We start from the raw sequence: 26138 nt of genomic DNA on the forward strand, positions 1-26138 counted from the left end.
TGAATTTGTTGTTTTGTTGATGGTTTTTGATCATAAACACGCCTCTTTGTTTAAAAAAAACTCGAACAGTTAGTTTCAAAGAATTTATTCAAAAAAACTGTTGACGCTCCTAACCCATATCCGCATAATGCGCTCCGTTCTCAGCGATAAGGCACAACGCCTAGGCAGAGAGATAAAAATTTGGCTACGTAGCTCAGTTGGTTAGAGCACATCACTCATAATGATGGGGTCACAGGTTCGAATCCCGTCGTAGCCACCAAATTTATACAATTTGATGCTTTTGAACACGCGGTGGTGGCGGAATTGGTAGACGCGCTAGCTTCAGGTGTTAGTGTCCCTAGGACGTGAGGGTTCAAGTCCCTCCTTCCGCACCAAAAGTATCAGGTTGTTAAAAAATTTGCGGAAGTGGCGAAATTGGTAGACGCACCAGATTTAGGTTCTGGCGCCGCAAGGTGTAAGAGTTCAAGTCTCTTCTTCCGCACCATATTTTGATGATGAATATCATCACTGCAGGTCTATCGCCAAGCGGTAAGGCAACGGGTTTTGATCCCGTCATCCCATGGTTCGAATCCATGTAGACCTGCCATTTTCTTAACTTTCAACACGGTAAAAACCATTGGAAGTCAGAGCGAGATTGTATTATAGTCTCTCGCTCGAAAAGATGGCTACGTAGCTCAGTTGGTTAGAGCACATCACTCATAATGATGGGGTCACAGGTTCAAATCCCGTCGTAGCCACCATAATACAATTTGATGCATTTAACGCGGTGGTGGCGGAATTGGTAGACGCGCTAGCTTCAGGTGTTAGTGTCCTTCGGACGTGAGGGTTCAAGTCCCTCCTTCCGCACCAAATGTATCGAATTCTGCAGGTCTATCGCCAAGCGGTAAGGCAACGGGTTTTGATCCCGTCATCCCCTGGTTCGAATCCAGGTAGACCTGCCACTATTTCGATGATTCGAGTAATCGAGTTATCAGTAAAATTTGCGGAAGTGGCGAAATTGGTAGACGCACCAGATTTAGGTTCTGGCGCCGCAAGGTGTAAGAGTTCAAGTCTCTTCTTCCGCACCATTATTTGATGATAGTAATCATCACTGCAGGTCTATCGCCAAGCGGTAAGGCAACGGGTTTTGATCCCGTCATCCCCTGGTTCGAATCCAGGTAGACCTGCCATTATCTCGATGAATTGAGCATTCAAATCATCAAACAATTTGCGGAAGTGGCGAAATTGGTAGACGCACCAGATTTAGGTTCTGGCGCCGCAAGGTGTAAGAGTTCAAGTCTCTTCTTCCGCACCATAATTAAATCTGAAAAGATTTAGAGTGGCTACGTAGCTCAGTTGGTTAGAGCACATCACTCATAATGATGGGGTCACAGGTTCGAATCCCGTCGTAGCCACCATATTACAATTTGATGCATTTAACGCGGTGGTGGCGGAATTGGTAGACGCGCTAGCTTCAGGTGTTAGTGTCCTTCGGACGTGAGGGTTCAAGTCCCTCCTTCCGCACCAAATGTATCGAATTCTGCAGGTCTATCGCCAAGCGGTAAGGCAACGGGTTTTGATCCCGTCATCCCATGGTTCGAATCCATGTAGACCTGCCACTATTTCGATGATTCGAGCAATCGGGTTATCACTAAAATTTGCGGAAGTGGCGAAATTGGTAGACGCACCAGATTTAGGTTCTGGCGCCGCAAGGTGTAAGAGTTCAAGTCTCTTCTTCCGCACCATTATTGAAAGCAACGACGATCGTTGTGCAGAATACTGCAGGTCTGTCGCCAAGCGGTAAGGCAACGGGTTTTGATCCCGTCATACCCAGGTTCGAATCCTGGCAGACCTGCCATTATATCGATGGTTTGAGAAATCAAATTATCACTACAATTTGCGGAAGTGGCGAAATTGGTAGACGCACCAGATTTAGGTTCTGGCGCCGCAAGGTGTAAGAGTTCAAGTCTCTTCTTCCGCACCATACAAACAAACCTAGCTTCGGCTAGGTTTTGTTTTTTCTGCTTTTCCTTTTTTCAGAGACCTTTTTCAGAGAATAGGCGAATCGGTTTAAGTTCTCGCTCACTCATTAAAACACATGCTTTTCCTCTGACTTCTCTCTTAGCTCTGACAAAGTCCATCTTTAGCCCTTGTTTATCCTCACTTTTGATTGCCGATCATCAAAATAAATTGTTTGTAGATTAGCCTATTGGATTTTTACCCAATAAAAAACCCAGCTGCAGCTGGGTTTTTTCCTATCAACTCAAACTAGCCTAGAAGAGCCAGAGCTGAGTTGGGTGCCTGCTTGGCTTGTGCGAGAACAGAACTTGATGCTTGAGATAGGATCTGCGCTTTGGTCAGTGCAGTCGTCTCTTTGGCAAAGTCTGTATCTTTGATTCGGCTTGTAGAAGCATTAACGTTTTCGTTAATGTTATCTAAGTTGTTGATAGCATGGTTGAATCGATTTTGGAACGCACCGAGTTCAGCACGATGACTATCCACGTATTTCAATGCTGCATCGACAATCGCCACACTTTCTTGTGCACCGCCGACCGTGGTCACATCCAAGGTATCTACCGTGACATCTTTCGCCGCACCGATACCTAACTCACCAGCCAGTGAGCCACCGAAAGTTGCCGCACCATCGACTTTGTTGCTGTCGGTGAAGAGTTGCAATTTACCCTCTTCGCTCACAGAGGCTTTCACCATGTCGGTTTGACCGTTGATGTAAGTCGCCAGTTCTTCGATGTCATCCCCTTCTTTCGCATTGATTGAAATGGTCACATCGCCTTCGCGTTTGTCTTTCAGTGTGATCGTCAGGTCATTTTTACCCGCTTCCACGCCCCAGTTTTTATCTTTGCCATTCGCCGCTTGATAAGTTTTACCACCCATCAAAACGTTATCACTGCGCATGTCTTTGATATTGAGCATCACCGCTTCACCGTTATCCGCACCAATCTGGAAGGATTTGGTTGCGAATGTGCCGTTGAGCAGCTTGTTACCACCGAAAGAAGTGGTTTCAGCCACACGATTAAGCTCATCATTCAACGCGGTGATTTCTTCTTGAATCGCAATACGGTCGGCTTTTGAGTTCGAACCGTTTGCTGATTGCAAGGAGAGATCACGCATACGTTGCAGGATGTTGGTGGTCTCTTTCATGGCCCCTTCCGCGGTTTGCGCCATCGAAATACCATCGTTGGCGTTACGAACGGCTACGCCTAAACCTCGGCTTTGCACGTTCAAGCGGTTAGAGATTTGCAGACCTGCCGCATCGTCTTTTGCGCTGTTAATTTTATATCCTGAAGATAGACGTTCCATTGACGATTGTTGTGCGTTAGTTGCACTCGTCAAGTACCGTTGTGCTGTCATTGCTGACACGTTGGTGTTTACATTCACCGCCATAGTGGTATCTCCTATTGATTTTCCGACGTAGCGGAACTCACAAACGGTCTCCGACGTCTCGGAAAACCAAGCAGTTCTCTCAAAGTTACTTCTATTAGCGACTCCGTGGATAAATCCTTTAGCAAAAAGATGTTTTTTCGCTCTAAACTTGACGAAATCTATGCATCTTGAGAGATATCACGCAAATTGCATAAATATCTGAAAGATTAACTTAAGTTTTCAGACTGATGGCCGGTAGGTAAAAACTGCCGTTAACCCGCTTTATGGAGAATATTCATCAGGAGTGGAGCGTTGAAATGGCGATTGACGGGGAGTAAATGGCAGAAAAAGAAAAGCCCCCTTTCCTTTGAGAGAACTGGGGCTATTTGGTGGTAGCCATCGCCAATGTGGAGATCAAGAGAAATGAACACATTTCGGCTAACCATTAAGGGCGTATGATTCTGTTTAATTAGTTGAGCAGTTTGAGTGAGAGAGCTCAGCTAACATCCCACAATCATACTTTGCCAAAGTCCCTTCATTACATACCCACGTCTGAGCTCATTAATGAAGGTACCGGGAACTACTGCAATAACGAGATTGCAGAGTTTGGCAATTGTTTTGCTTGGGCAAGAATTGAAGTCCCCGCCTGTTGCAGAATCTGAGATTTGGTAAGTTGCGTTGTTTCCTTCGCAAAGTCCGTATCTTTAATCCGACTTTTCGACGCTTCCACGTTTTCCTGAATATTCGACAGGTTACTGATGCTGTGACTGAGTCGGTTCTGTTTCGCACCGAGGTCAGCCCGTTGCGAATCCACGTATTTCAATGCGGCATCGATGATACCCACGGCGTTTTGTGAACCACCGACACTAGTGATATCAATGTCTTGTACTGTGGTTTTCACACCTGGGCCACCATTGAGGCCAAGTTCAGTTGCCAGGCCACCGGAAATATTGAAGTTGCCTTGAACATTCGGTTCAGCCACAAAAATCTGCAGTTTGCCATCTTGGTCAACCGAAGCTTTGAACAGATCCGTTTGACCGTTGATGTACGTCGCCAGCTCTTCGATGTCGTCGCCACTTTTGGCAGAGATATCGAGCACCACAGCTTCACCATCTTGCTTGGTGAATTCAAACTTCAAATCACGAGCAGTTGGCGGAACGCCCCACTCTTTGGTTTTGGCCTGTTCTGAGACAAAAGACTGGCCACCCATGCGGAAATCGTCCGCACGTACGCTGGTCAATCCCATGATGATCGCTTCACCTGAGCTAGAACCGATTTGGAATGAAGCTTCACCAAATGAACCATTCAGCAGTTTACGGCCACCAAACGACGTGGTTTCTGCGATACGGTTCAATTCATCTTGCAGCGCTTTCGACTCTTCGTCCAAAGCCTGACGCTCTGAATCTGAGTTGGTGCCGTTCGCCGATTGCAGGGCGAGGTCACGCATACGCTGTAAAATGCTGGTCGATTCGTTCATCGCGCCTTCAGCGGTTTGAGCAATCGAAATACCATCGTTGGCGTTACGCATTGCTACATCCAAACCACGAGATTGCGCCGTTAAACGGTTTGAAATCTGCAGGCCTGCCGCGTCATCTTTTGCACTGTTAATGCGGTTACCTGATGAAAGACGTTCCATGGAGGTGTTTAAATCTCCCGTCGCCTTAGTCAGGTAACGTTGTGCGGTCATCGCCGACACGTTGGTATTTACGTTAATGGTCATAGTTTGCTCTCCTATCGAGTTCGCAAGCTCATTTGCGAAGCGGTCAGCTTTGGTCTCTTTTGGAAGCACTGACCGTGAATAACTTGCCAAATCGGCCCTAAGGCGGATTTAAAAACCGGTTACAACAACTCTGATGTATTTCATTCAATTTGTGTGCCAACTTTTTTCACTTTGGCTTTCACTGATATACATCACTTATTTTCAATGAGTTACACTACTTCATTTATTTAATCAGCGACTCAGGGCTGCCGATTCAGTCCGGCGGCAAATTTTTTTGCCGCTGACTTGCCGCTTTGGCCACCTGTACAACTTTTCACCCAGGCTTAATGTTGTAAAAGCAACTTTCGCGCCACTTTTTAACTCAACTCACTTCGCACATATGGCGTAAGCACATAAGGCATTGAAGGTTAGATGTAGTTAAACAGCGTGAGATCTTTGGTTTTTCCAAATGCTTTTTGTGATGCTTCAAGAGCACGAGAGTTCTCATTGAATTCAATCACGGCATCGGCGTAATCCAAATCTTCAAACGTGCTTTTGGATTTCGCGAGACTAATTTTAAAATCTTCGTGCTGCTCTTCCTGAATATCGAGGGTATTCAAACGTGCGCCGATATCGGTTCTCGTTTTATTGAGATGAATAAACGCCGTATGAAACTCTTCGACGATTTGATGCAGCTTCGCGGTATTGGATGCATCGGAAACCGAACCTTCCGCATAACGAATCGCATCGCGGAACGTATCAAATACGCTATAGGTATCGCGAGGTGTCAGGTCAATTGCATCACCCTTGGTGATCTGTCCTTTCACCTGAATATTCAGTTCGTTAAATTGAATTCCAGTTTTCGGGTCAAACTCACCCGCTTGCACCACGCTACCATTCCGTTCTAATTGGTAACCATTATTGCCATCTGGCATATCCACAAAAGTCACGCGATAGGCGGCAGTATCATCAGGATTGAGATTAACGGCGCGCTCCAAGAGCAACTCAGAGCCCTCTTGCAATGCGTAATTAGGTTCATAACTGCCAAACGGATTGGGGATCTCCATAAACACTTTGCTGCCTGGATTATTAAATGGAATTTCCAAGCTGTTGGAGATCTTCATTTTGCGCTGATAGTCATCACCGGCGTAACTCACATTGCCTTGGTTATCACGGAAAAATGGCTGATTTTTGGGTTTGGTACCGGCAAAAATATAGTTGCCGGATTCATCCTGTACGTTAGCAAGGTTGAGGAAGTTGCTCGCCATTTCCTGCAATACGCGTGCACGTGCCACCCGATCTTCTGGTGATAACGAACCGTTGATCATCTCCATCACCGTCCGCTTCGCGGAGTCTGAAAACTCTTCAGTGTTCGAGACAATCACTTCTTGGTGCTCTAAACGGTTACGCACCAACACAATGGCATCGAGATACTGGCGTAACTGCTCTTCTTGTTGCCCTACATTTTGGATGTAGTGCGTGGCCAGTGGATTATCACTCGCTGAGAGCAGTTTTTTCCCGGACGCTAATTGCGCTTGATTATTAAACACTTTCGATTCCTGACGACGAATGTCGTTCTGAACCGCTTGATAGTTATGGAAGCTAGAGATTCGGTTTAACATTTACCCATCTCCCTATCGCAACGCCAAAATGGTATTAAACGTGTCATTCGAAGCCTGAATAATGCGTGATGACGCCATATAGGCTTGTTGAAACTTCATCATGTTGGCGGCTTCTTCATCGAGGTTAACGCCAGAAATGGAAGCAATACGCGACTGTGCCGCCTCTTTTTCTAAACGCGCAACATCGGTTAAACGGGTCATGGTCGCCATTTTTAAACCCACATCCGTATTGAGGTTGTGGTACAGGTCGATAATGGTCGACTCTTTGTCGTTCATTTTTTTATCGGTTTGGATATTGATCATTTTGCGCAGATTGCCGTTATCCCCTTCCGATGGAACAAGGTTTGCCGTGAACTTGTCGTTTGGCAAAGCCCCTTCCGTTAGCTCGAAAGTCGTACCCTGTACCGTGACTGGCCCAGATGGTGGATAAGGCTGAGGTTGCAGTAAAATGTTGCCTTTGGTGTCCGTCACGGCAAATTGATCACCCGTAGGCGAAACATGCACTTCAAACTCACGTACCGCTCCCGCCTGCAAGATGTTGAACTTTGCTTTGCCTTGGGCAAAAGTGGTCGAAGCCTCAAAACTCTGAGCGGCAATTTTTGTCGCATCATCGGTTGCAAGGCGAATTGCCGCAGCACCATTACGCGTTGGGCGCACTAAAATGCGCTCCCCAACTTGCGGAGGATTACGCACTTCAACCCGCAGGCCATCGACATACACATTGCCTTTGACTACGGGCAACACGGTTTGTTGTCCGGAAGGCAAGGTGACGACAAATTCACTGCCGTTGTACTGCATGGAGTATTCGCCGCCTTTGAGTTGGCTGACATCATCAATAAATGCCGCCATATCAGCTTTAGAATTACTGTTGGTCACGACACGCGAGCGGGCAATGACGTCCAAATTGACATCGGTAAACAGAGCGCTACCTACATTGCCACGTAGGTCTAAACCTTGTGACTGTAAGGTATTCACTTCATGAGAAAATGAGACTGCGAGGCGACCGACTTCATCCATCAAGTACGGAATGTGCTCATCACGCATATCTAAAATCGCTTCCATCTTGCCGCCAATATCACGAGCGGAGATGGCTTTGAGCGCTTTGCCTTCCACCATGGCTAAACGATGTTGCTGAGTATCAGGAAAGCCATCAATCACTTTGAGTTGGCTCGCTTCACTCCCAGAAACCAAGGTGTGTCCATTGCCGATATGGATGTTAAAGCCCTCACCATTTTTCCGTTGGGTCACGGTGACTTTGGTGTATTGCGACAGTTCTGACACCAGCTTTTCATGCTTATCCATCAGATCGTTATGTGGACCTGGTACACGCATCATTAAACGCTGCAGATCACGGATTTCAATCGCAAGTTGGTTAATCCGTTCCACACCAAGATCTAAGCCTTTGTTGGCAATATCTTTTTGCAGACGAACGGTTTCATGAAAATCATTGAGGTTTTGCGAAATGAGTTTCGCCTTTTCGAGCACCACTTTTCTGGCACCCAAATCATTAGGCGAATCGGCTAAACTTTTTACCGAATCAAACCACTCATTGAGGTTCTCAGGTATTTTTTTCGAAGCCACGGAAGAGAGTAACTTAGACAACATATCTAAGTTTTCTTCGGTATCTCGTTTGAAAGAGTAATCGGTAGAGGCAATGTTCAGCTCTTTCACGGCAAATTGATCCCACGAGCGGCGAACATTTTCCACATGCACACCCATACCGTAGGTTTCACCGCCATATTGGCGGGGCATATTGGTCCCTTGGATCACAGACTGACGGCTGTAACCCTCTGTATTAACATTAGAAATGTTATGACCTGTGGTATTGAGTTGTCTCTGAGCCGTTAATACGCTTTGCGTACCCACATTCAGAAGATCAGACGCCATACTGCCCCCGAAAACCGATATTAATCAGTAAAAATCACTGAATCTATTCGGTGATTGCAATATGTATGCCACTTTGTGATTTTGAGTTTTAATCTAATAAAAAGAGAGAGTTAACGGTATTAGCAATGGAGAAAGCCAAAGAGAGAGGACAAGCAAAAGAGTGCCGCCGGAAAAACTCCGGCGGACAGATTACAGCAGATTCATTTGATCAATTTGCGCTTTTACGCGCAGGACTTTATCCGCATATTGAGGATCGGTAGCGTAACCTGCGCGATGGATACCATAGATAAAACGCTCACTGTTGCCACCGTGATCCAATGCATCGGTATAACGAGGGTTACTCTCAAGGAAACGGACATAGTCATTAAAGCTGTCATCAAAGTTCGCATAAGAGCGGAATGCCGCTTTCTCCATCACCGGAACATTATTGTGATATTCCAGTGTTTGAGTGGCGACCTTTTCCCCTTGCCAGCTGCGATCGGCTTTAATGTTAAACAGGTTATTGCTGTTACCAAGAGCATTTTTCACCATCTTTTGCCCCCACCCCGTTTCCAAAGCCGCTTGAGCAATCAGCAATGATGAATCAACACCAAGCACACGAGCCGCTTTATCGGCATACGGTTTTAGTTTGGTAACAAACGCCTGACGAGAATCAAACTGGGTTGATTGCACCGCTTGCGTTTTGCGTAGTGGGTAAACTGCCGCCACCAAATCTTCATTACTGCGCTCACTGGCCGTTTTACGAGCATGCTCCACACGGCGCATGGCTTCTTGGAAACCATCATCGCCTTTTTTGTCTGCTGGAGTTTGTCCGGTTGAAAGTTGGGCAACAATCATATCGGCCAACCCCAGAGAACCAGAGGAACTAAATTCACTCGCCATCTGCTCATCGAGCATTTGTCGGTAGGTATCTTCAGTCTGACTCCCGAACATGTCTGATTTAAAATCGCTGTTCGCATCACGCATTGACTTGAGCATCATCGAGGTAAAGATCGACTCAAACTGGCGAGCTGCCGCCGTCAGAGCCGATTGTTCTGACCCCTCATCGCCATTAATCGCCTTTTGGCGCAACTTATCTAGACCGGCAATATCTTGGATAAAGCCAATGTCATTGGGATTATTAATCATGGCTCACTCCTTAAATAATGATCAGTTGACCTTCGATGGCACCCGCTTGCTTCAACGCTTGCAAAATCGCCATCAAATCAGAAGGTGCGGCACCGACTTCGTTTATCGCACGAACCAGATCATCCAACGTGACACCCGGTTCTAACTTAAACATTTTGCCCTGTTTCTCTGTCACTTCGATGCTGGAATCGGGGGTTACCACGGTTTGGCCACCACCCAACGCATTCGGTTGGCTGACATTGAGGTTTTCTTTAATCGCGACCGTCATCCCACCATGAGTGACCGCAGCCGGTTTGAGGCGTACATTTTGCCCAACCACAATAGTGCCGGTGCGTGAGTTAACAATAATTTTTGCCGCACTCTCTGCCGTATTGAACTCTAAGTTTTCAATGGCTGACAAGAAAGCCACTCGCTGACTCAAATCACGTGGTGCACGCACTTTTATCGATGCCGCATCGACCGGAGAAGCCATTTGAGGCCCTAAAAACTGGTTCACAGCATCGGCTAAACGCTGCGCAGTGGTGAAATCAGATTCAAATAGGTTAAAGGTGATGTAATCACCACGGCCAAATGGGTTGGGGACTTCACGCTCAACAATCGCCCCACTGGAAATCATACCTACGGTTGGGTTATTGCCGACAATTTTTGAACCATCTGCGCCAGTTGCACTAAAGCCACTGACCACTAAGTTACCTTGAGCAACGGCGTAAACTTGACCATCCAAACCTTTTAAGAAGGTTTGCATCAAAGTACCACCGCGTAAACTCTTAGCCGAACCAATAGAAGAAACAGTAATGTCGATGGTTTGACCTTGCTTAGAAAATGCTGGCAGATCGGCCGTGACAATCACAGCGGCAACGTTTTTGGTTTTTGGCTTGGTGCCGGGTGGCAATTGAATGCCGAAGCTTTGCAGCATGGCGTTAAAGCTTTGATCAGTAAAAGGGGTTGATTCGCCTGTACCCGGCAAACCCGTAACCAATCCATATCCCACCAATTGGTTACTGCGCACTCCGGCAACCTGCGCGACGTCTTTGATCCGTGCCGCCTGAGCACTGGAAGCCAGCAACATCATCAATAAAATCGTGAATTTTCTCATGGTGGATTACCTTACTCTTAAAAAAACGATGAGGCCAAAGGGCCTCACCGTTCACTATGCTGTCAAAAAATTAGCCCAGCGGCTCGACTTATAATGAGACATTAAAAAATCGTGCCAAGAATCCGGGTTCCTGCATATCTTGATTCGTTCCCGTCCCCGAATATTGAATTCGTGCGTTAGAAATACGGTTAGAAGCAATGGTATTGTCAAAGTCGATATCATCCGGACGAATGGTGCCACTCAAGCGAATATACTCATCACCCGTGTTCAGAGTGAGCCATTTTTCCCCACGAATCACTAAGTTACCGTTCGCTAACACTTCGATCACTTCCACCGTAATCGAGCCTGACATGCTGTTACTTTGGTTAGCCGCCGCGCTCCCTGAAAACTTATTGTCATTTTTCAGCGCGTAAGAGAAATTGTAATCCCCAATGGTCAAATCTTTACCACCGACCGCTAGCGGATCCATCGATGCATCATTTTTCTTGTTCAAATCCGCATCGGCACTTTTGGCGGCTTTGGTGCTCTCATTCAAGGTCACTGTAATAATGTCACCGACACCGCGGGGTTTAGAATCGTCATACATGCTACTGCCGCTGGCCAAATTAAACAGCGAGCCGGTTTCCGCGGCATAATGCTCAGGCTTGCCTTTCGGATGAATAGGCGCCCACGCAGGATCACCTGCCACTGGATCGGTACGGTTACGCAGAGCATCGGTTAATCCCGAGTTCCCTTCTGACTTATCGCCTTCCACCGCATCCACGGTGGTGGTGCCTTGAATGGTTTCAGCAGACTCAATCGGTGGCTGCATCAAGCTACAACCTGAGAGCAAAATCAATAAGCTAGAAGCAAGTAAACGTTTCATTGCGGCCATCTCTTAATTAACAATTACAGTTGTTGGTTAACGAAGCTCATCATCTTATCGACGGCAGAGATGACTTTAGAATTCATCTCATACACGCGCTGCGCTTCAATCATGTTCACCAACTCTTCCGTCACGTTCACGTTGGAGGTTTCTAGCATGGATTGACGCACATCCCCTAAACCATCCAAACCCGGTACGCCTTCTTGTGGTTCACCACTGGCACCGGTTGGCAAATAAAGGTTCTGCCCAATCGGCTCAAGACCACCTGGGTTAATAAAGTCTACCGTGGTGATTTGACCAAGCACTTGGTTATCTTGCTGACCACGAACACGTACAGAGACTTCACCGTCATTGCCAATCGTGATGGAAATTGCATCCTCAGGAATAATGATTTCAGGTTGCAATCGGTAACCGGAGCCCGATGTCACAATCGCGCCTTCATCATCTAAAGTGAACTGACCATTACGGCTATAGGCAATGTTGCCGTCTGGCATCAGAATTTGGAAAAATCCATCACCTTCAATCATCATGTCCAAACTGTTGGAGGTGGTTTGTGCATTCCCATGGGTATGCACCTTTTGGGTTGCTACGACCTTAGAGCCTGCACCTAGCATCAAACCACTTGGTAAACGCGTGTTTTGTGATGACTGCGCCCCTGGTTGGTTAATGTTTTGGTAAAACAGATCTTCAAAGACTGCGCGACCTTTTTTAAAACCGATGGTTGAGGCGTTGGCAAGGTTGTTTGAAATTGTTGCAATATTGGTTTGTTGGGCATCTAAGCCGGTCTTACTGACCCATAGTGCTGGTTGCATACCTGACTCCTACCTTAAATTAGCTTGTGCGCAGCAGTGAATCGGAAGATTTATCCATCTCTTCCGCGGTGCTCATCATCTTGACCTGCATTTCAAACTGACGTTGCAAATCAATCAGACTAGTCATTTCACTAATCGCATTCACGTTGCTCCCTTCAAGAGCACCCGTGAGAATTTTTACGCTGGCGTCGGCCTCAAACTGAGTGTTGGGATCGGTCGCGCGAAATAAACCATTCACGTCTTTAAACAGTGATTGGTCATTGAGGCGAACCAGCTTGATTCGATCCACGACTTCCATCGCATCAGCCGGTGCACCCTGAGGACGAACAGAGATGGTACCATCACCGCCGATTTCGACTTTATTTAGCGGCACAGGCAAGGTAATCGGAGCCCCTGTTTCGCCTAAAACCGGATGCCCATTGCCGTTAAGCAATAATCCCGTTTCATCAATACGTAAGTTACCGTTGCGAGTCAGGCCTTCTTTGCCAGTTTTATCCAGTACCGAAATCCAGCCTTCACCTTGGATCGTGACATCCAGATCTCGACCTGTCGTGATTACACTGCCTTGGGCAAAGTTATTCCCTGGTCGCTCAGTCATACTAAACACGCGAGTTGGGAGGCCTTCGCCGTAAGCTTGCATTGAGCGCGCTTGTGCCAAATCAGCACGAAACCCCGTTGTGCTGACGTTGGCAAGGTTGTTTGCCCGTAGCTGCATCGCTTGCATGTTTTGTTTTGCGCCACTCATGGCTAGAAACAATGCGCGGTCCATAATCTGCTCCCAAATCGTTAGTTAAAGCAGATAAAGCAAGCAATGTGCCAACTTAATTAACCGTTATTTATCAATAAAATAGAATGGAGTGAGAGGTATTTTCTTGAGGTTTGCCGCGGCAATGGGGCAAAGAGGCAACCCCATTAAGCCGCATTGCCGCCTAATGGGGTTGAAGAGGATTAACGAATCTGCAGGATATTTTGTTGCAGACCGTTGTGTACTTCCAGAGCACGTGAGTTGGCTTGGAAGTTACGCTGAGCAGAAATCAAATCCACCAGCTCTTGCGTCATATCGATGTTCGACTGCTCTAGTGAACCATTACTGATCGAACCGAACGAACCTTTATTCGATTCACCCCAGATTTTCGCGCCCGAGAACTGAGTAGCATCCCACTGAGTACCGCCTTTTTTGTCCAGTCCTTGCTCGTTAGCAACACGCACCAGCGCAACACGGCCTAGAGTGGTGTTAATGCCGTTTGAGTAAGTGGCCAATACGCTACCATTTTCATCAAAGTCGATCTTAGTCAGGAAGCCTGTCGTCGCACCATCTTGATCGAACTTGGTCAACTCGAAAGGCGCGGCAAACTGAGTGGCAGAATCCAAACTAAACGATAAGGTTTGGTTCACATCCGCACCATTCAGATCGACTGGATTTGCACCACCACCCAGCGGTTCAGTCACAATCGGTTGACCGTTGTTTAGGCTCGCAAGAGTACCATCGTTGTTAAAACGCATGGTATGTCCCACATGCCCTGTTGGGCTAGCTGCATCACCACCCACAACGTTAACGGGTTTCTCACCTGTTTTGTCGGTAACGGTATAGTAAGTCTGCCATGTATTGGCTTGATTCATATCTTTCAAGTAATACGTGGTCAGCTTATAAGGCTGCCCCATCGAGTCATAAATGGTTGATGAGGTGGTACGGTTATACGTTTCAGGATCTGTAATATCAAATAGAGCCGGATCTTTTAAATCACCGTTAGCAGGTAAATTGGCACCCAACTCAATATTCGCGGTCTGTTTCGGCTTACCAAATTGCGGTGGAATGTTGATCGGCTTGGGTTCATAAGATAAAACATCACCCGTATCAGGGTTTACTTCATAACCAAGCAAAAATTCATCATTTGCCGTGACCATGAAACTATTTTTATCTAAGTGAAACGCACCGTTACGTGTCAGCTCATTTTGCTGAGGAACCAAACGATCTTTCGCTACCGCGAAAAAGCCTGTACCCGCAATACGCAAATCTAATGGGTTATTGGTATAAATACTGGAGCCTTCGTGGAACTGTTGTGCCACTTTGGCCGCTTGTACACCTTGCCCTGGGGTTGTTTTCGCATTGGTAAAAAGCGAAGTGGAATACACGTCACCAAACTCAGCACGCGACTCTTTAAAACCAAACGTGTTGGCGTTCGCAATGTTGTTACTGGTGGTATTTAAATCCATCTGCGCGGCGGATAAACCACTAAGAGAGACATATGACATGAGTAATTCTCCTATCTAGCTAGCGCAATCACGCTTTGCCTACTTCAAGTACTTCAGCAAGTCGAACTGGTGCATCGAAACCAGCCAGATTGAGTAGTACGTTACCATCGCCTTTGCCTAACAAAACACTGTTGACGTTTGCATAAGTGGAGACTTCAAACTCTTTACTCTCTCCATCCTGCAAGCCAGACGCTTTAACTTTGTATTTGCCACCCGGCAACGGATTACCGTTCTGATCTTTTCCATCCCATTCAACGCGGTTATCACCAGAAGATTTGGCACCGACGTCAAAGGTTCGTACTAATTGACCAGCTTCATTCTCAATACGGATGAACAAGTTATCGATCGACTGCGGCAGTTTCACCATTGCCGCCATGCCGCCATCAGGCTTTTTCATTCCTGCCGCACCAGGCACCAACACATCTCGCCCCACCAGAGATGAAGCTTGCAGTGCTTGGTTAGACGTCATCGATGAGTTGAGACTCTCAAATTGAGTGTTCATCTTTCCGATGCCATCTACCGTGGCAAACGAAGCCATCTGCGCAATCATCTGATCGTTGCCGACAGGTTTGAATGGATCTTGCTGTGCTAACTGCTTAGTCAGCAGAGAAAGAAAGTCTTCTTGTTTGAGCGATTTCTGCCCTGTGGTTTCATCCGGCTTTTTCTGCTCTTGAAGAGCTTTAAGCTGATCAATATAGGACAAGCCGCTTTGACCAACATTATTGATTCCGGCCATACGTTAACTCCTTATCCTTACTGACCCATCTGCAGCGTACGCAGCAGCATCTGTTTACTGGCATCCGCCACCTGCACATTGGTTTGGTATGAACGAGAAGCCGAAATCATATTCGCCATCTCTTCCATCACATTGACGTTTGGCTTGTAGATATAGCCTTCATCATTGGCAAGTGGATGTTCTGGATTAAATTCAGCGACCAGCGGTTTATCACTTTCCACAATCCCCAAAACCTTCACCGGCACATTGGGATCGCGGTTGAAACGCGCTTTACTCAACTCTGCACCAAATACTGCGTGACGAGCTTTGTAAGTATCTTTCGCTGAACTACTAATACTATCGGCATTGGCCAGATTACTTGAGGTAGTATTGAGACGAACCGACTCGGCGCTCATCGCAGAACCAGTGACATTGAATACGCTGAATAAGCTCATCTAATTACTCCCCTTTAATCGCTTTGGTTAAGTTCTTGAATTTGCCACCAAGAAAATCCAATGAGGCTTGATGACGGATTTGGTTTTGCATAAACAAGTTACGCTCAAGATCCACATCCACCGTATTGCCATCCCCCGTATCCGGCTGAGTCGGAGTGCGGTAAAGAATTTCCCCAGTAACCGTCGAGGAGGCAGGAATGTGCCGACCATCGGTACGGCTAAGACTGATGCTTGCCCCCGAACTTGCCGCTTGCAATGCCTTCTGGAAGTCCATTCCTTTTGCCTTAAATCCCGGCGTATTCGCTTGCGCAATATTGGTGGCAATCACCTCAGAGTTGCGCTCACGTACGCCCACCGTGTGCTGGTGAATGCCTAGGGCGTTGTCAAAAGAAATAGCCATGTTTACCTCTTCGATAAGAACTGACCGTTATTACTCAAATTATTTGCAATTAGCATACCAACTTTAAAACCTTCTCCCTCACGGCATAGGGATAAATGAAATTTGCAAACTCCACGCCAAAGAAATCTTTTGCCCAAAACGCGCGGTGTCAATAAAAACAAAAAGCCCAGCAAACGCTGGGCAAAATGAGATGGATCGTACTTATTATTTCAGTTTATAGATGATACCTGGATTACAACGCACCATTTCAAACTTGTCGGTCAATCCGGTTAGGGATTCCGAAGCACCCAAGAGTAGATACCCTCCTGGGTTGAGACTCGACGCCATCTGGTTGAGCACTTTCGACTTCATATCAGGCGAAAAGTAGATAAGCACGTTACGACAAAAAATGATGTCAAACTTGCCGAGTAACGAATAACTCTCCATCAAGTTTTGCGGCCGAAAATTCACCAAACGCTTCACGTTATCTTTGATTTTCATTCGGCCATCGCCCGCATCTTCAAAAAAGATTCGGCGTCGTTCCGGTGATAAACCACGGCCTAACGCTAGATTGTCATAAACCCCCGCTCGGCACATATCCAACATACTGGCAGAAATATCCGTAGCCGTAATCGCTACACTGGGTAGTAAACCAGGGCGTTTTTGCTGAACTTCCAATATGGTCATCGCCATAGAATACGGCTCTTGGCCGGATGAACTGGCGGCTGACCAAATTTTTATCGGTCGCTTATTGGCTGCCATTTCTGGCAACAGTTTGTCTGCTAAAACCGTAAATGGGTAAGCATCTCGAAACCATAACGTTTCGTTGGTGGTCATGGCGTCAACCGCTGCTACTCGCAGATCGCGATTTCGTCCTGTCACGACATCCCGCAACAAGTCAGACAACGACGTTAACTTGAATTTTGTGACGAGTGGACTTAGACGACTTCGCACCAAATACTGCTTGCTGTCACCCAGTACGATTCCGCACTGAGATTCCAGAAATCGGCAAAAGTCGCGATACTCTTGGTCGCTAATCGTTATAGCAGTCATTCATTTCTCTTTATTTAACTAGCGCAGCTTTCACCGCATTACCAAGCTCATCAGGGTTGAATTTCGCAATAAATGCGTTTGCCCCGACTCGCTCAACCATCGCTTGGTTGAACACGCCACTCAATGAAGAGTGCAAAATAACATAAAGATCTTTCAGCTCGTTGCTACGACGGATTTCCGCCGTTAGCGTATAACCATCCATTTCCGGCATCTCAATATCTGAAATCACTAGCGAGATTTGATTGAGAATGGGGCCTTCACGGCTCATTTCAAGCAGTTTCTCATAAGCATCTTTACCGTCTTTGGTGGAGATAACCTCGAAACCGATCGATTCAATGGCGCGTTGCACCTGCTTACGTGCCACGCTAGAGTCGTCCGCAATCAAAATACGACGAACAATCTCTTTTTCTTGTTCAACTTGTGCAATCTCTTGGCCGATATCTTTTGTCATTGCTTCGTTAACCGGAGCAATCTCAGCCAAAATCTTCTCAACGTCGATAATCTCTACTAGCTCGTTATCGATATTCGTGACAGCAGTTAGGTAGTTCGCTTTACCAGAGCCATCAGGCGGTGGCAGAATCGCTTCCCAACGCATGTTAATGATACGCTCAACCGAACTCACTAAAAAGGCTTGGATTGTACGGTTAAATTCCGCAATCACCACGAAGCTTTTGTCTACATCAACGGTCGGACGACCACCGATCGCAAGACTCAAATCGATGACAGATACGGTTTGCCCACGAATATGTGCCACCCCTTTAACCAAACGGTGTAAGTTAGGCATCGCGGTCAGTTTAGGGCATTGAAGGACTTCTTTAACTTTGAAAACGTTAATACCGTATCGCTGACGGCCGTTAAGACGGAAAGTTAATAGTTCTAATCGGTTTTGACCGACGAGTTGCGTACGCTGATTCACAGAATCAAGAATACCCGTCATAAGCTCATCTCCATCTCAAACTTTTATCCAAAAAAAGTGATAGTCTACTACAGGCTATGAAGAAACCAGAGAAACGAAAAATGCTTCCGAAGATCGATCTCCATTCGCATTTCATAACTAAGTGTAGAGCTTTCTGTGAAATATTTTATAGCTTTATCGGCTTTTTATTGTTTTTCTTTAGTCTAGCGGCAAATTCGGCCACGCCAGAGCAGCTTTCGATGATAAGAGAAGCCGCAGAAAATCACGTTCTGAGCACCGTCGATATGCCCACTGGCGGAGAGTTAGTCGTCAATGCCGCCAATATAGACGATCGTCTATTCGCGACCGATTGCCCAGAACCACTTGTAACGAACTCGTCATCCAGTAATGGATCTGCCGCAAATATTACTGTGCTCGTGGAGTGCAAAAGCGATAATTGGCGGGTGTATGTCCCCGTTCGCTTGACGATTACGATTCCACTGATCACGGCGGCAAATCCACTCAGCCGAGGACAAATGATTTCTGCACAAGATGTTACGTTGAGTATGGTAGATCTGCTGCGTTTCCGGCGGCAAGGTTTTTCCACTCCCGAAAGCGTGATAGGTGCAAAAATCAAAAAAAATATCCGCATTGGCGATGTTATCGATCAAAAGGATGTGTGCATCGTCTGTCGTAATGAAAGTGTTGTCATCCGTGCTGGAAAATCTGGTATGTCGATCACAACCAAAGGCACGGCCATGTCAGATGGCATCCTTGGTGAACAGATAAAAGTGAAAAATGACAAATCTAACCGTATAATTGATGCGCAAGTCAGTGGTGTAGGTGAAGTCACCGTCGCGTTTTGAACGCTCTTACCTGCTTATCAACAAGCTTGTGCGAAGTGATTTTCTATTTGGTTAAAAAGTCGCTAAAGTTCTGACCACTACGGTCGATATTGACAGTACACGTTAAAGTTTATTGAAAAGGCTCATCTATGGCAGGTATTGATAACATACGCGCAGGGCAGTCGTTAAATACGACCAACCGAACAAGTGTGCGTTCTTCTGATGCCAGCAACTCTTCACCTCAATCCGGGGCAGTTTCACGCTCATCGGCTGGTGGTCAAGATGCGGTATCACTTAGCTCACAAAGCAAAGCCATTGGCGAAATGCAAAATGAAATGGCATCGAGACCCAGTTTTGATAGCGCCAAAGTGGCCGCAATCAAAGAAGCGATCGCAAACGGTTCCTATGTCGTAGATCCTGATAAACTGGCCGATAACATGATCAAATTCGAAAAAGAACTGGGCGGCTTCTAAGTCATACTCACTCTTTAGAGCTTGTAATAGAAAAGGCAATCAACAGGCGGTTTGACCATGGCAGCATTAAAAGACTTAGTCGAATTTCAGTTGAAAAATGCACAAGAATTAGTGACGGTACTCGACGCAGAAAAAATTGCGATCACCAGTCGCATCTCTGTGGATATTGAAGCTATCGCCAAGCAGAAACTGACCTTGATTAATCAGCTACAGCAGACTGACCAACGCATTGCTAAGCATCCTCACGTCGCGAGCCTGACTGAAGATGCTTACCTTAATGATTTAGTGAGTCAAATCCGCAGTATTATTCTCGATTGCCAGCAAGCCAATCAAATCAATGGCGACGCACTCGCCCGTGCTCAGCTCAGCTTTAATAAACTCAATAATCTGATGCAGCAAAGCCATGGCAAGATCGGGATGACTTACAGTGCAACGGGCAAAACGCACACCATTTCAACTCTCGGTACCAATATCAAAGCCTAACGAGATTATCCCGTTCACCGAGACAAAAAAGCAAAAGCGGCAATCATGCCGCTTTTTGGATCTGAGAGATGAGAGTGTTCATATTAGAATAAGGTCATTTGACGTTTTTCGGGAACTTGCTGAACTTCACCGTAATCACGCATCTTATCCATCTTGCGAATGTCGAGCCTGAGCTCAGTGACATAACTGTCACCCACTTTATAGCTGCGCACCACTTCTGCACCACGAATTACCCCATCAACTGCTCCGGCGGTTAATTCAGTACCGAGGCGTTGATCTTGTAATTCAGCACGGCCGCTGATACGCATACCGTATACTTGTTCAGCCAACTCACGATAAGCGTCAATTTTAGATGCGCGCATCGCTCGAACTTGCTTCTCTTCGTCATTGCGACCTTTTTGTTCACTAATGCTGGCATAGCCTACTGCGGTAAGCCAATCATCTGGGCGCATGGTTTGCAATGGCTGGCATCCCGTCATCATCAACATCGCGACTAAAATCAGGAAAACAGGTTTCATTGTTGTTCTCCTATGGACGCAAAATAACAGTATAAGGTTGTGTTATGGTCGGATCTGAACGGATCAGCACGCCATCCTGAGTGCGAATACTGTTTAAAGTATCCAAATCCCGACCAATACGATCCGCAGGAAGGAAGCCTTGTGCCGTGGCCACAACAATTCGAGATTGCATACCAACGACACGCGCATTCACAATCACCCCACCTTCTTGGCGTAACATCGTTCCCGTCAGTACGTACTGTACTTCTTGCTGCTGGGAAAGATCTTTCCAGTCTCGACTAAAAGCGAAATCACCTTGTTGAGTCACTTGGATCGAACCTGTCGTTTTGAAATCAACCACTTTGAAGCCGCGACGCTGAAATTGGTGGATAAACCCTTCGGAAACCGAGTTGCCCAACCAGTTTGTCGTATCCATGTTTTGTAGATCAACAAATGAGGTCACCGCAATCGGCGTACGAGCCGTAATGCTAGTATTGGAGAGCATCAAATCTTCGGTCATGCTCTCAACAAAGAAATCCAACGTATGACGTGGACTCTCCATCAACATAAACTGTGACCCGTTATACGGTTCTTTACCGTTATAAATCGGGGCATATGCACACGAAGTCAGCAAGACAACGGGTACTAAGGAAAGCCATTTTTTCATTCTCTTCATCTCCAGATATACTATGGCGCGCGTTTCAGCTTCTCACTCGATTAAACTGGAACGCTCCTTGCTTTTCTTAATCTGTCATTATTTAGAATCGCAATGCCTACATCAGTTAGGAATTGAAAAGCAAAATTTATACCCACTTGGGACCTTATAATGAAAAAAAATATTTTATCTATAATTTCAGTGCTTTGGATGAGTCTTTACCTCCAATCTGCTCAAGCAGCTTGGTATGAAGTGACAGGCTCTGCCGCCATAGTCTCTTCAGAGGATGTGGCTCGCTTACACGCATTGGAAGACGCTTTATATAAAGCGGTAAATTTTGCCGGGGCAGATATGGGCAGCATCAGTAACTTAATGCCGCTTTTAGAGTCTGATCGTCGAGAGTACCTGTTTGCTAACCATGAGGTACGCTACATCCTGATTGAAGAACGCAAAGCGATTAACAATGTGATGTACGTGCGCACTCGCATTGATATTTACCCATCGGCAACGGCTTGCCACGTTGAGCAATACAAGAAAACCATGCTGATCGGCAATATTGATCTGGCCTCACCTCAGCAAGCAGTGATGGGGCAAATCTATCAAGTCGGTGATGATTTTGCGCAGGTGATTAATCGTCGCTTAGAGCAAGAGTCTCACAGCTTTGTTTCGGTCGGTACTACGCAATACGACATTGATCCCAAAGCGCCTGAGCGTATCAAAATGATTGCTCAAGATGCCGGAGCGCAATACATCATTGGCGGAGTGATTACTGATTTAACAGCCACCATCGAACAAAGAACGTTGCAAGATGACCTGATCAATCGCCAATTTGCTATGGAAATTAATGTATTTGATGGGAAAACAGGGAACGAGGTGATGACACGAACATATCGTGAAGTCGCACGCTGGCCATTCCCTAAAACCAGTCAAATTGATACGCGCAGTGCGCGTTTTTGGGCCTCGACCTACGGTGAGATGATGTTGCGTGTAAGCCGTAATATTATGCTCGATCTGGAATCAGAAATTTCTTGCAAGATCACGCTGCCACAGATCATCGCCAAATTTGGCACTACCGCGACCATGGATCTCGGTCGGATCCACGGGGTACAACAAGGTGATAAGCTTCGTCTCTGGCACACTGGTGCTTTTATTGATCAGCAAGGTTTGCCACGTAACAAAGTAACACAAAGTGAGATCACGCTGACGGTATCACGTGTTTACGAACATGAAGCTGAGCTGACCGTTGATCAACCTGAACTCGCCTACAGTATTCAAATCGGCGATGTCATGCATAAACAGATGTAGTCTATGGGAAGTGTTCTTCGGGACACTTCCTTTTTCCTCTTCGCTCCCGTAGCACAGTTGGATAGCGCAGCCCCCTCCTAAGGGGCAGGTCACAGGTTCAAATCCTGTCGGGAGCGCCATATTTCTCAAGTGGTTAGTTTTTTGACAAAGATTTTGTCTTACTTTGTTGCCACCACCTCATGTCAATCTTTGGTCATTCTTGCAGCACATTTCTTCTCGCACTAGCTAAAATCCTCTACTATTACTATTAACAGTTTTGTTTATAAAACACAGCATGTCGAAAAGTAACCTAGAGACCAATACCGGACACCGCTTTATTTCAAAAGCGAAAACCGCGTATAAAATTCATATCCATACTCCTGACGATAGCGTTTTACACCGTTCCGTCGGTTTTGTTCGACTCGGTGAAAAGAAAGGGCTTAAAAAAGCGATTTTACTGCGTAATGAATTAGGCTCAGCCATGTGGGGAAAATTTTGGCGACGTATTTTAAAAGATCCCTATCTAATGACTCGCTTACCACATAGCTTAGAACCGAAAATCATCCATAAACCTAGACCAACGCTAGACAACCCAGAAGCAAGAGACGCCTGCTATATCGCGGCATGGCGAGAATATGACACACAAGGGAAATGTCATTTCCGCAGTGTGGTGTGCTCCATCAACAAGCACGGCAAGTTAGCGGCTTACACAAAAACCAAAAAAGCATTGCTGGCCGCTCATAAAGATTGCTTAGATATCTTAGTTTTTATGGGGCGCTTAAACAGTATTGATCTCAAGTAACCCCCACCTCCACGCTCAAAGAGTAAAATTTGGTTTGCTGAAAAAAACAAAGGCCCTTACGGGCCTTTGTTGATTGAATCTCGATGATTACCGAAATTACTCAGTCACTTGGTACTGGAATTCTGGGATCACTAGCTCAACACGACGGTTCTTTTCGCGGCCTTCTGCAGTCGCGTTAGAAGCGATTGGGCTGCTTTCACCTAGACCTTTAGCAGAGATACGAGAAGCATCAATACCTTGAGCTTCCAGTGCTTTGGCTACTGCTTGAGCGCGACGCTCAGACAGTTTTTGGTTGTAAGCGTCAGAGCCAGTTGAGTCTGTATGACCAACAACTTCAACTTTTGCTTGTGGGTATTGGTTTAGGTAACCCACAATTTTATCCAGCTTCTTAACCGTTGCAGGTTTTAGCTCTGCACTTGCTGTAGCAAAAGTGCTGCTGTCCAAGTGTTGGAAAGTAAACGTTTTTGTTACCGCAACTTTCTCTACCACTGGTTCTGCAACTGGCGCAGGTTCAGCAGGACGTTGTTCTACAACTGGAGCCGGTTCTTGGCTGCCACCAAATTTGTACACCACACCAAGCGTTGCACTTTCTCCGCTTGCACGTACGATGTCGTTATTGATGTCAGTAATATTTTGATATTCCAAACGCATTGTCACATTGTGGTTGGTATTGAACTCCAAACCTGCTGCGCCTAGATATGAGTAATCATCCTTGCTGCCGTAATCAACAAAAGCACCACCGACTTTACCGTACAGGGCAATACCTTCAGTAAGAGGTAGACTCAGTTTTGGCGCCAGCGTGATGGCTTTTACCTTTTCATCAGCCAATCCTGCTGCGGTGAATTTACCTAAGTAATCGTATCCCGCTTCAAGAGAGAGCCACTTGTTTGCTTCATAACCTACAAACGCACCAAGCGTCGTGTCATCCTTATCACAAGGTTGACCAGACTGACATGCGTCATCCAACCAAGATTTACCGATTTTACCTCCGACATACACTTCAGCCACTGCCGCAGAAGAAGCAAAAAGTAACGTCGTTGAAATGATTGCCGCTAGCTTTTTCATGGTATTTCCTTTTTTCTTTATGATTATCGTCGCGAATCGATGATGGATTAACGACCGTTCAAAGAGGTTGACTCTTATGCGAGCCAGAACACCTTTTTGTCGGCATCACTATAACGGATGAAATAAAAAGAAAAAGGGCTGTTAGGTTATTATTTTGTCACGTCTTTGCTAAAAATGAGAAAAGTCTAAAACACAACTCGTTAACCCAAAACTATAGTACGAGATAAAGATTTCAATAGATAATAAAAAAGCCGCAGTTTGTGCTGCGGCTTTGTTTTTTATGCAACTAAACTTCTATGCATTCGCTTCGCGAGTTTCAATAAAGGCTAATGCCATCTTGATACGCACAATCACACGCTCTTGACCGATAAGGTTCATTACTGCGTCTACAGAAGGTGATTGACCACCACCCGTTACGGCAACACGTAGCGGCATACCGATTTTACCCATGCCAATATCAAGCTCTTCACACACTTGCGCGATCACTTGGTGCAGCGCTTCAGTATTCCATTCAGTCAGAGCTTCAATTTTGCTCAGCGCTAACGTTAATGGTTCTTTCGCTACGCCGCGTAGATGTTTCTTCGCAGCATCAGCATCAAACTCAGCAAAATCTTCGTAGAAGTAACGTGACTGTTGCGCCAGCTCAACTAGGGTATTGCAACGCTCACCCACTAACTTCACCACGTCAGCTAATGCTGGGCCAGTCGCCTTGTTAATACCTTGGTGATCAAAATGCCACTCAAGGTGTTTCGCCACATACTCAGGTTCTGAAGTCTTGATGTAGTGGTTGTTCAACCATAGCAGTTTGTCAGTGTTAAACGCTGACGCTGATTTTGAAATTGCGTTAAGGCTGAACAGGTTGATCATTTCATCGCGAGAGAAGATCTCCTGGTCGCCATGCCCCCAACCTAAACGCACTAAGTAGTTCAGCAGCGCTTCTGGCAGATAGCCATCATCACGGTATTGCATTACAGAAACCGCGCCATGACGCTTAGATAGCTTGGCACCATCATCACCCAAGATCATTGCGCAGTGCGCAAACGTTGGGATGGTTGCACCCATTGCTTTATAAATGTTGATCTGGCGTGGCGTGTTGTTGATATGGTCTTCACCACGAATCACATGGCTGATACCCATATCGACATCATCCACTACCACACAGAAGTTATAGGTTGGAGTGCCATCAGTACGACGGATGATCAGGTCATCCAGTTGGTCGTTACGGATTTCAATACGGCCACGGATTTGGTCATCAAAAACGACGCTGCCCTCTTTCGGGTTACGGAAACGGATACAGCAAGGTTCGCCTTCTTTCGCTGCTTCATTGACCGCTTTGATTTTTGGATGATTCGCATCGTAGCGCGGCATCTCTTTGTTCGCTTCTTGCTCAGCGCGGATTTCATCCAATAGCTCTTTCGGGGCATAGCACTTGTAGGCTTTGCCTTCTGCCAACAACTGATCAATTACTTGGTTGTAACGATCAAAACGTTTGGTTTGGTAGTATGGGCCTTCATCCCATTCCAAACCTAACCACGTCATGCCTTCAATAATGGCATCCACCGCCGCCTGAGTAGAGCGTTCTAGGTCGGTGTCTTCAATACGCAGAACAAATTCACCACCTTGGCTTTTAGCATATAACCAAGAATAGAGTGCTGTACGCGCACCACCAACGTGCAGATACCCAGTTGGACTAGGCGCAAAACGAGTTTTAACCGTCATTTGAATTACCTTTGTGAGATTCTTTTGCTGAGAGCTCAGCATGCGAAATTTTGGGCGGTATTCTAACACCCGAGTTGGCGCGATGCTACGCACGAT

24 protein-coding genes and 17 tRNA genes are annotated in these 26138 nt (G+C 46.3%); 22 read left to right on the plus strand and 19 right to left on the minus strand.

Annotated features, from left to right (window positions below; genetic code table 11):
- Positions 1–182 precede the first annotated feature (182 nt).
- From MKA69_RS01000 to MKA69_RS01075, 16 genes are all read left to right on the plus strand, one after another.
- A tRNA-Met gene (locus MKA69_RS01000) sits at positions 183–259 on the plus strand.
- A gap of 29 nt (positions 260–288) precedes the next feature.
- Positions 289–374 (plus strand) — tRNA-Leu (locus tag MKA69_RS01005).
- Positions 375–399: 25 nt separating this feature from the next.
- Positions 400–484: transfer RNA gene (locus tag MKA69_RS01010), tRNA-Leu, on the plus strand.
- Positions 485–511: 27 nt separating this feature from the next.
- Positions 512–586 (plus strand) — tRNA-Gln (locus MKA69_RS01015).
- Between the two features lie 77 nt (positions 587–663).
- A tRNA-Met gene (locus tag MKA69_RS01020) sits at positions 664–740 on the plus strand.
- A 23-nt stretch (positions 741–763) separates the two neighbouring features.
- Positions 764–849 (plus strand) — tRNA-Leu (locus MKA69_RS01025).
- 17 nt (positions 850–866) lie between these two features.
- Positions 867–941 (plus strand) — tRNA-Gln (locus MKA69_RS01030).
- Between the two features lie 41 nt (positions 942–982).
- Positions 983–1067 (plus strand) — tRNA-Leu (locus tag MKA69_RS01035).
- A gap of 27 nt (positions 1068–1094) precedes the next feature.
- A tRNA-Gln gene (locus MKA69_RS01040) sits at positions 1095–1169 on the plus strand.
- A gap of 40 nt (positions 1170–1209) precedes the next feature.
- Positions 1210–1294: transfer RNA gene (locus MKA69_RS01045), tRNA-Leu, on the plus strand.
- Between the two features lie 26 nt (positions 1295–1320).
- Positions 1321–1397 (plus strand) — tRNA-Met (locus MKA69_RS01050).
- A gap of 23 nt (positions 1398–1420) precedes the next feature.
- Positions 1421–1506 (plus strand) — tRNA-Leu (locus MKA69_RS01055).
- Between the two features lie 17 nt (positions 1507–1523).
- Positions 1524–1598 (plus strand) — tRNA-Gln (locus tag MKA69_RS01060).
- A gap of 41 nt (positions 1599–1639) precedes the next feature.
- Positions 1640–1724, plus strand: a tRNA-Leu gene (locus tag MKA69_RS01065).
- A gap of 38 nt (positions 1725–1762) precedes the next feature.
- A tRNA-Gln gene (locus MKA69_RS01070) sits at positions 1763–1837 on the plus strand.
- A 41-nt stretch (positions 1838–1878) separates the two neighbouring features.
- Positions 1879–1963, plus strand: a tRNA-Leu gene (locus tag MKA69_RS01075).
- A gap of 284 nt (positions 1964–2247) precedes the next feature.
- On the opposite strand, the gene MKA69_RS01080 is transcribed toward MKA69_RS01075, so the two are convergent.
- From MKA69_RS01080 to MKA69_RS01150, 15 genes are all read right to left on the minus strand, one after another.
- Positions 2248–3381: a flagellin gene (locus MKA69_RS01080; protein WP_055029859.1), complete on the minus strand. Its 1134-nt coding sequence runs from the start codon at positions 3379–3381 to the stop codon at positions 2248–2250.
- 559 nt (positions 3382–3940) lie between these two features.
- Positions 3941–5080, minus strand: coding sequence for a flagellin (locus tag MKA69_RS01085; RefSeq protein ID WP_055029860.1), 1140 nt, complete (start codon positions 5078–5080; stop codon positions 3941–3943).
- A 407-nt stretch (positions 5081–5487) separates the two neighbouring features.
- A complete protein-coding gene (flgL, locus tag MKA69_RS01090) occupies positions 5488–6681 on the minus strand; it encodes a flagellar hook-associated protein FlgL (protein WP_055032143.1) in 1194 nt (397 codons plus the stop codon).
- A gap of 12 nt (positions 6682–6693) precedes the next feature.
- The gene (flgK, locus tag MKA69_RS01095; RefSeq protein ID WP_305847370.1) at positions 6694–8568 is read right to left on the minus strand and encodes a flagellar hook-associated protein FlgK; all 1875 of its coding nucleotides are present in this window, start codon (positions 8566–8568) and stop codon (positions 6694–6696) included.
- A gap of 189 nt (positions 8569–8757) precedes the next feature.
- Positions 8758–9696, minus strand: coding sequence for a flagellar assembly peptidoglycan hydrolase FlgJ (gene flgJ / locus MKA69_RS01100; protein WP_055028294.1), 939 nt, complete (start codon positions 9694–9696; stop codon positions 8758–8760).
- A 10-nt stretch (positions 9697–9706) separates the two neighbouring features.
- The gene (locus MKA69_RS01105) at positions 9707–10792 is read right to left on the minus strand and encodes a flagellar basal body P-ring protein FlgI (RefSeq protein WP_305847371.1); all 1086 of its coding nucleotides are present in this window, start codon (positions 10790–10792) and stop codon (positions 9707–9709) included.
- 88 nt (positions 10793–10880) lie between these two features.
- On the minus strand, positions 10881–11657 hold the full coding sequence (gene flgH, locus MKA69_RS01110; protein ID WP_000825899.1) for a flagellar basal body L-ring protein FlgH: 777 nt from the start codon (positions 11655–11657) through the stop codon (positions 10881–10883).
- Between the two features lie 23 nt (positions 11658–11680).
- Entirely contained in the window at positions 11681–12469 is a 789-nt protein-coding gene (gene flgG / locus MKA69_RS01115; protein ID WP_055032141.1) for a flagellar basal-body rod protein FlgG, read from the minus strand.
- 19 nt (positions 12470–12488) lie between these two features.
- Positions 12489–13238 carry a flagellar basal-body rod protein FlgF gene (flgF, locus tag MKA69_RS01120; RefSeq protein ID WP_158119920.1) on the minus strand — a complete coding sequence of 250 codons (750 nt, stop codon included), beginning with the start codon at positions 13236–13238 and terminating at the stop codon, positions 12489–12491.
- A 179-nt stretch (positions 13239–13417) separates the two neighbouring features.
- Positions 13418–14722, minus strand: coding sequence for a flagellar hook protein FlgE (gene flgE / locus MKA69_RS01125; RefSeq protein WP_000122827.1), 1305 nt, complete (start codon positions 14720–14722; stop codon positions 13418–13420).
- A 28-nt stretch (positions 14723–14750) separates the two neighbouring features.
- A complete protein-coding gene (flgD, locus tag MKA69_RS01130) occupies positions 14751–15458 on the minus strand; it encodes a flagellar hook assembly protein FlgD (protein WP_000907397.1) in 708 nt (235 codons plus the stop codon).
- Positions 15459–15475: 17 nt separating this feature from the next.
- Positions 15476–15892: a flagellar basal body rod protein FlgC gene (flgC, locus tag MKA69_RS01135; protein ID WP_000051919.1), complete on the minus strand. Its 417-nt coding sequence runs from the start codon at positions 15890–15892 to the stop codon at positions 15476–15478.
- A gap of 4 nt (positions 15893–15896) precedes the next feature.
- Entirely contained in the window at positions 15897–16292 is a 396-nt protein-coding gene (gene flgB, locus MKA69_RS01140; protein WP_001007978.1) for a flagellar basal body rod protein FlgB, read from the minus strand.
- 204 nt (positions 16293–16496) lie between these two features.
- Complete coding sequence (locus MKA69_RS01145) at positions 16497–17324, minus strand: protein-glutamate O-methyltransferase (RefSeq protein WP_000125390.1); 828 nt, start codon at positions 17322–17324, stop codon at positions 16497–16499.
- 10 nt (positions 17325–17334) lie between these two features.
- Complete coding sequence (locus MKA69_RS01150) at positions 17335–18261, minus strand: chemotaxis protein CheV (RefSeq protein ID WP_000145782.1); 927 nt, start codon at positions 18259–18261, stop codon at positions 17335–17337.
- A 56-nt stretch (positions 18262–18317) separates the two neighbouring features.
- Between MKA69_RS01150 and flgA the strand changes: the two genes are divergently transcribed.
- From flgA to MKA69_RS01165, 3 genes are all read left to right on the plus strand, one after another.
- On the plus strand, positions 18318–19085 hold the full coding sequence (gene flgA / locus MKA69_RS01155; RefSeq protein ID WP_305847372.1) for a flagellar basal body P-ring formation chaperone FlgA: 768 nt from the start codon (positions 18318–18320) through the stop codon (positions 19083–19085).
- Between the two features lie 128 nt (positions 19086–19213).
- Positions 19214–19537 carry a flagellar biosynthesis anti-sigma factor FlgM gene (gene flgM / locus MKA69_RS01160; RefSeq protein WP_000907261.1) on the plus strand — a complete coding sequence of 108 codons (324 nt, stop codon included), beginning with the start codon at positions 19214–19216 and terminating at the stop codon, positions 19535–19537.
- Between the two features lie 57 nt (positions 19538–19594).
- On the plus strand, positions 19595–20020 hold the full coding sequence (locus MKA69_RS01165; protein ID WP_000729364.1) for a flagella synthesis protein FlgN: 426 nt from the start codon (positions 19595–19597) through the stop codon (positions 20018–20020).
- 83 nt (positions 20021–20103) lie between these two features.
- Here the strand turns inward: MKA69_RS01165 and flgP are convergent, their stop codons facing one another.
- Together flgP and MKA69_RS01175 are read right to left on the minus strand one after the other, a co-directional pair.
- On the minus strand, positions 20104–20538 hold the full coding sequence (gene flgP, locus MKA69_RS01170) for a flagellar assembly lipoprotein FlgP (protein WP_055029866.1): 435 nt from the start codon (positions 20536–20538) through the stop codon (positions 20104–20106).
- A gap of 10 nt (positions 20539–20548) precedes the next feature.
- Positions 20549–21184, minus strand: a complete 636-nt coding sequence (locus tag MKA69_RS01175; RefSeq protein WP_000759068.1) for a FlgO family outer membrane protein — start codon at positions 21182–21184, stop codon at positions 20549–20551.
- A 159-nt stretch (positions 21185–21343) separates the two neighbouring features.
- Between MKA69_RS01175 and MKA69_RS01180 the strand changes: the two genes are divergently transcribed.
- The 3 genes from MKA69_RS01180 (at position 21344) to MKA69_RS01190 (ending at position 23258) form a co-directional block, all read left to right on the plus strand.
- Positions 21344–22477 (plus strand): flagellar assembly protein FlgT, encoded by a 1134-nt coding sequence (locus MKA69_RS01180; protein WP_305847373.1) that lies wholly within the window; start codon positions 21344–21346, stop codon positions 22475–22477.
- A gap of 42 nt (positions 22478–22519) precedes the next feature.
- Positions 22520–22596 (plus strand) — tRNA-Arg (locus MKA69_RS01185).
- Positions 22597–22751: 155 nt separating this feature from the next.
- Positions 22752–23258, plus strand: coding sequence for a hypothetical protein (locus MKA69_RS01190; RefSeq protein WP_000045927.1), 507 nt, complete (start codon positions 22752–22754; stop codon positions 23256–23258).
- 96 nt (positions 23259–23354) lie between these two features.
- On the opposite strand, the gene MKA69_RS01195 is transcribed toward MKA69_RS01190, so the two are convergent.
- On the minus strand, positions 23355–24323 hold the full coding sequence (locus MKA69_RS01195; RefSeq protein ID WP_055029868.1) for an OmpA family protein: 969 nt from the start codon (positions 24321–24323) through the stop codon (positions 23355–23357).
- 294 nt (positions 24324–24617) lie between these two features.
- The gene (gltX, locus tag MKA69_RS01200; protein WP_305847374.1) at positions 24618–26042 is read right to left on the minus strand and encodes a glutamate--tRNA ligase; all 1425 of its coding nucleotides are present in this window, start codon (positions 26040–26042) and stop codon (positions 24618–24620) included.
- Positions 26043–26138: the final 96 nt, after the last annotated feature.

Origin of the sequence: Vibrio sp. AH4, from assembly GCF_030710545.1 — a bacterium.
Taxonomy (GTDB): Bacteria; Pseudomonadota; Gammaproteobacteria; order Enterobacterales; family Vibrionaceae; genus Vibrio; species Vibrio metoecus.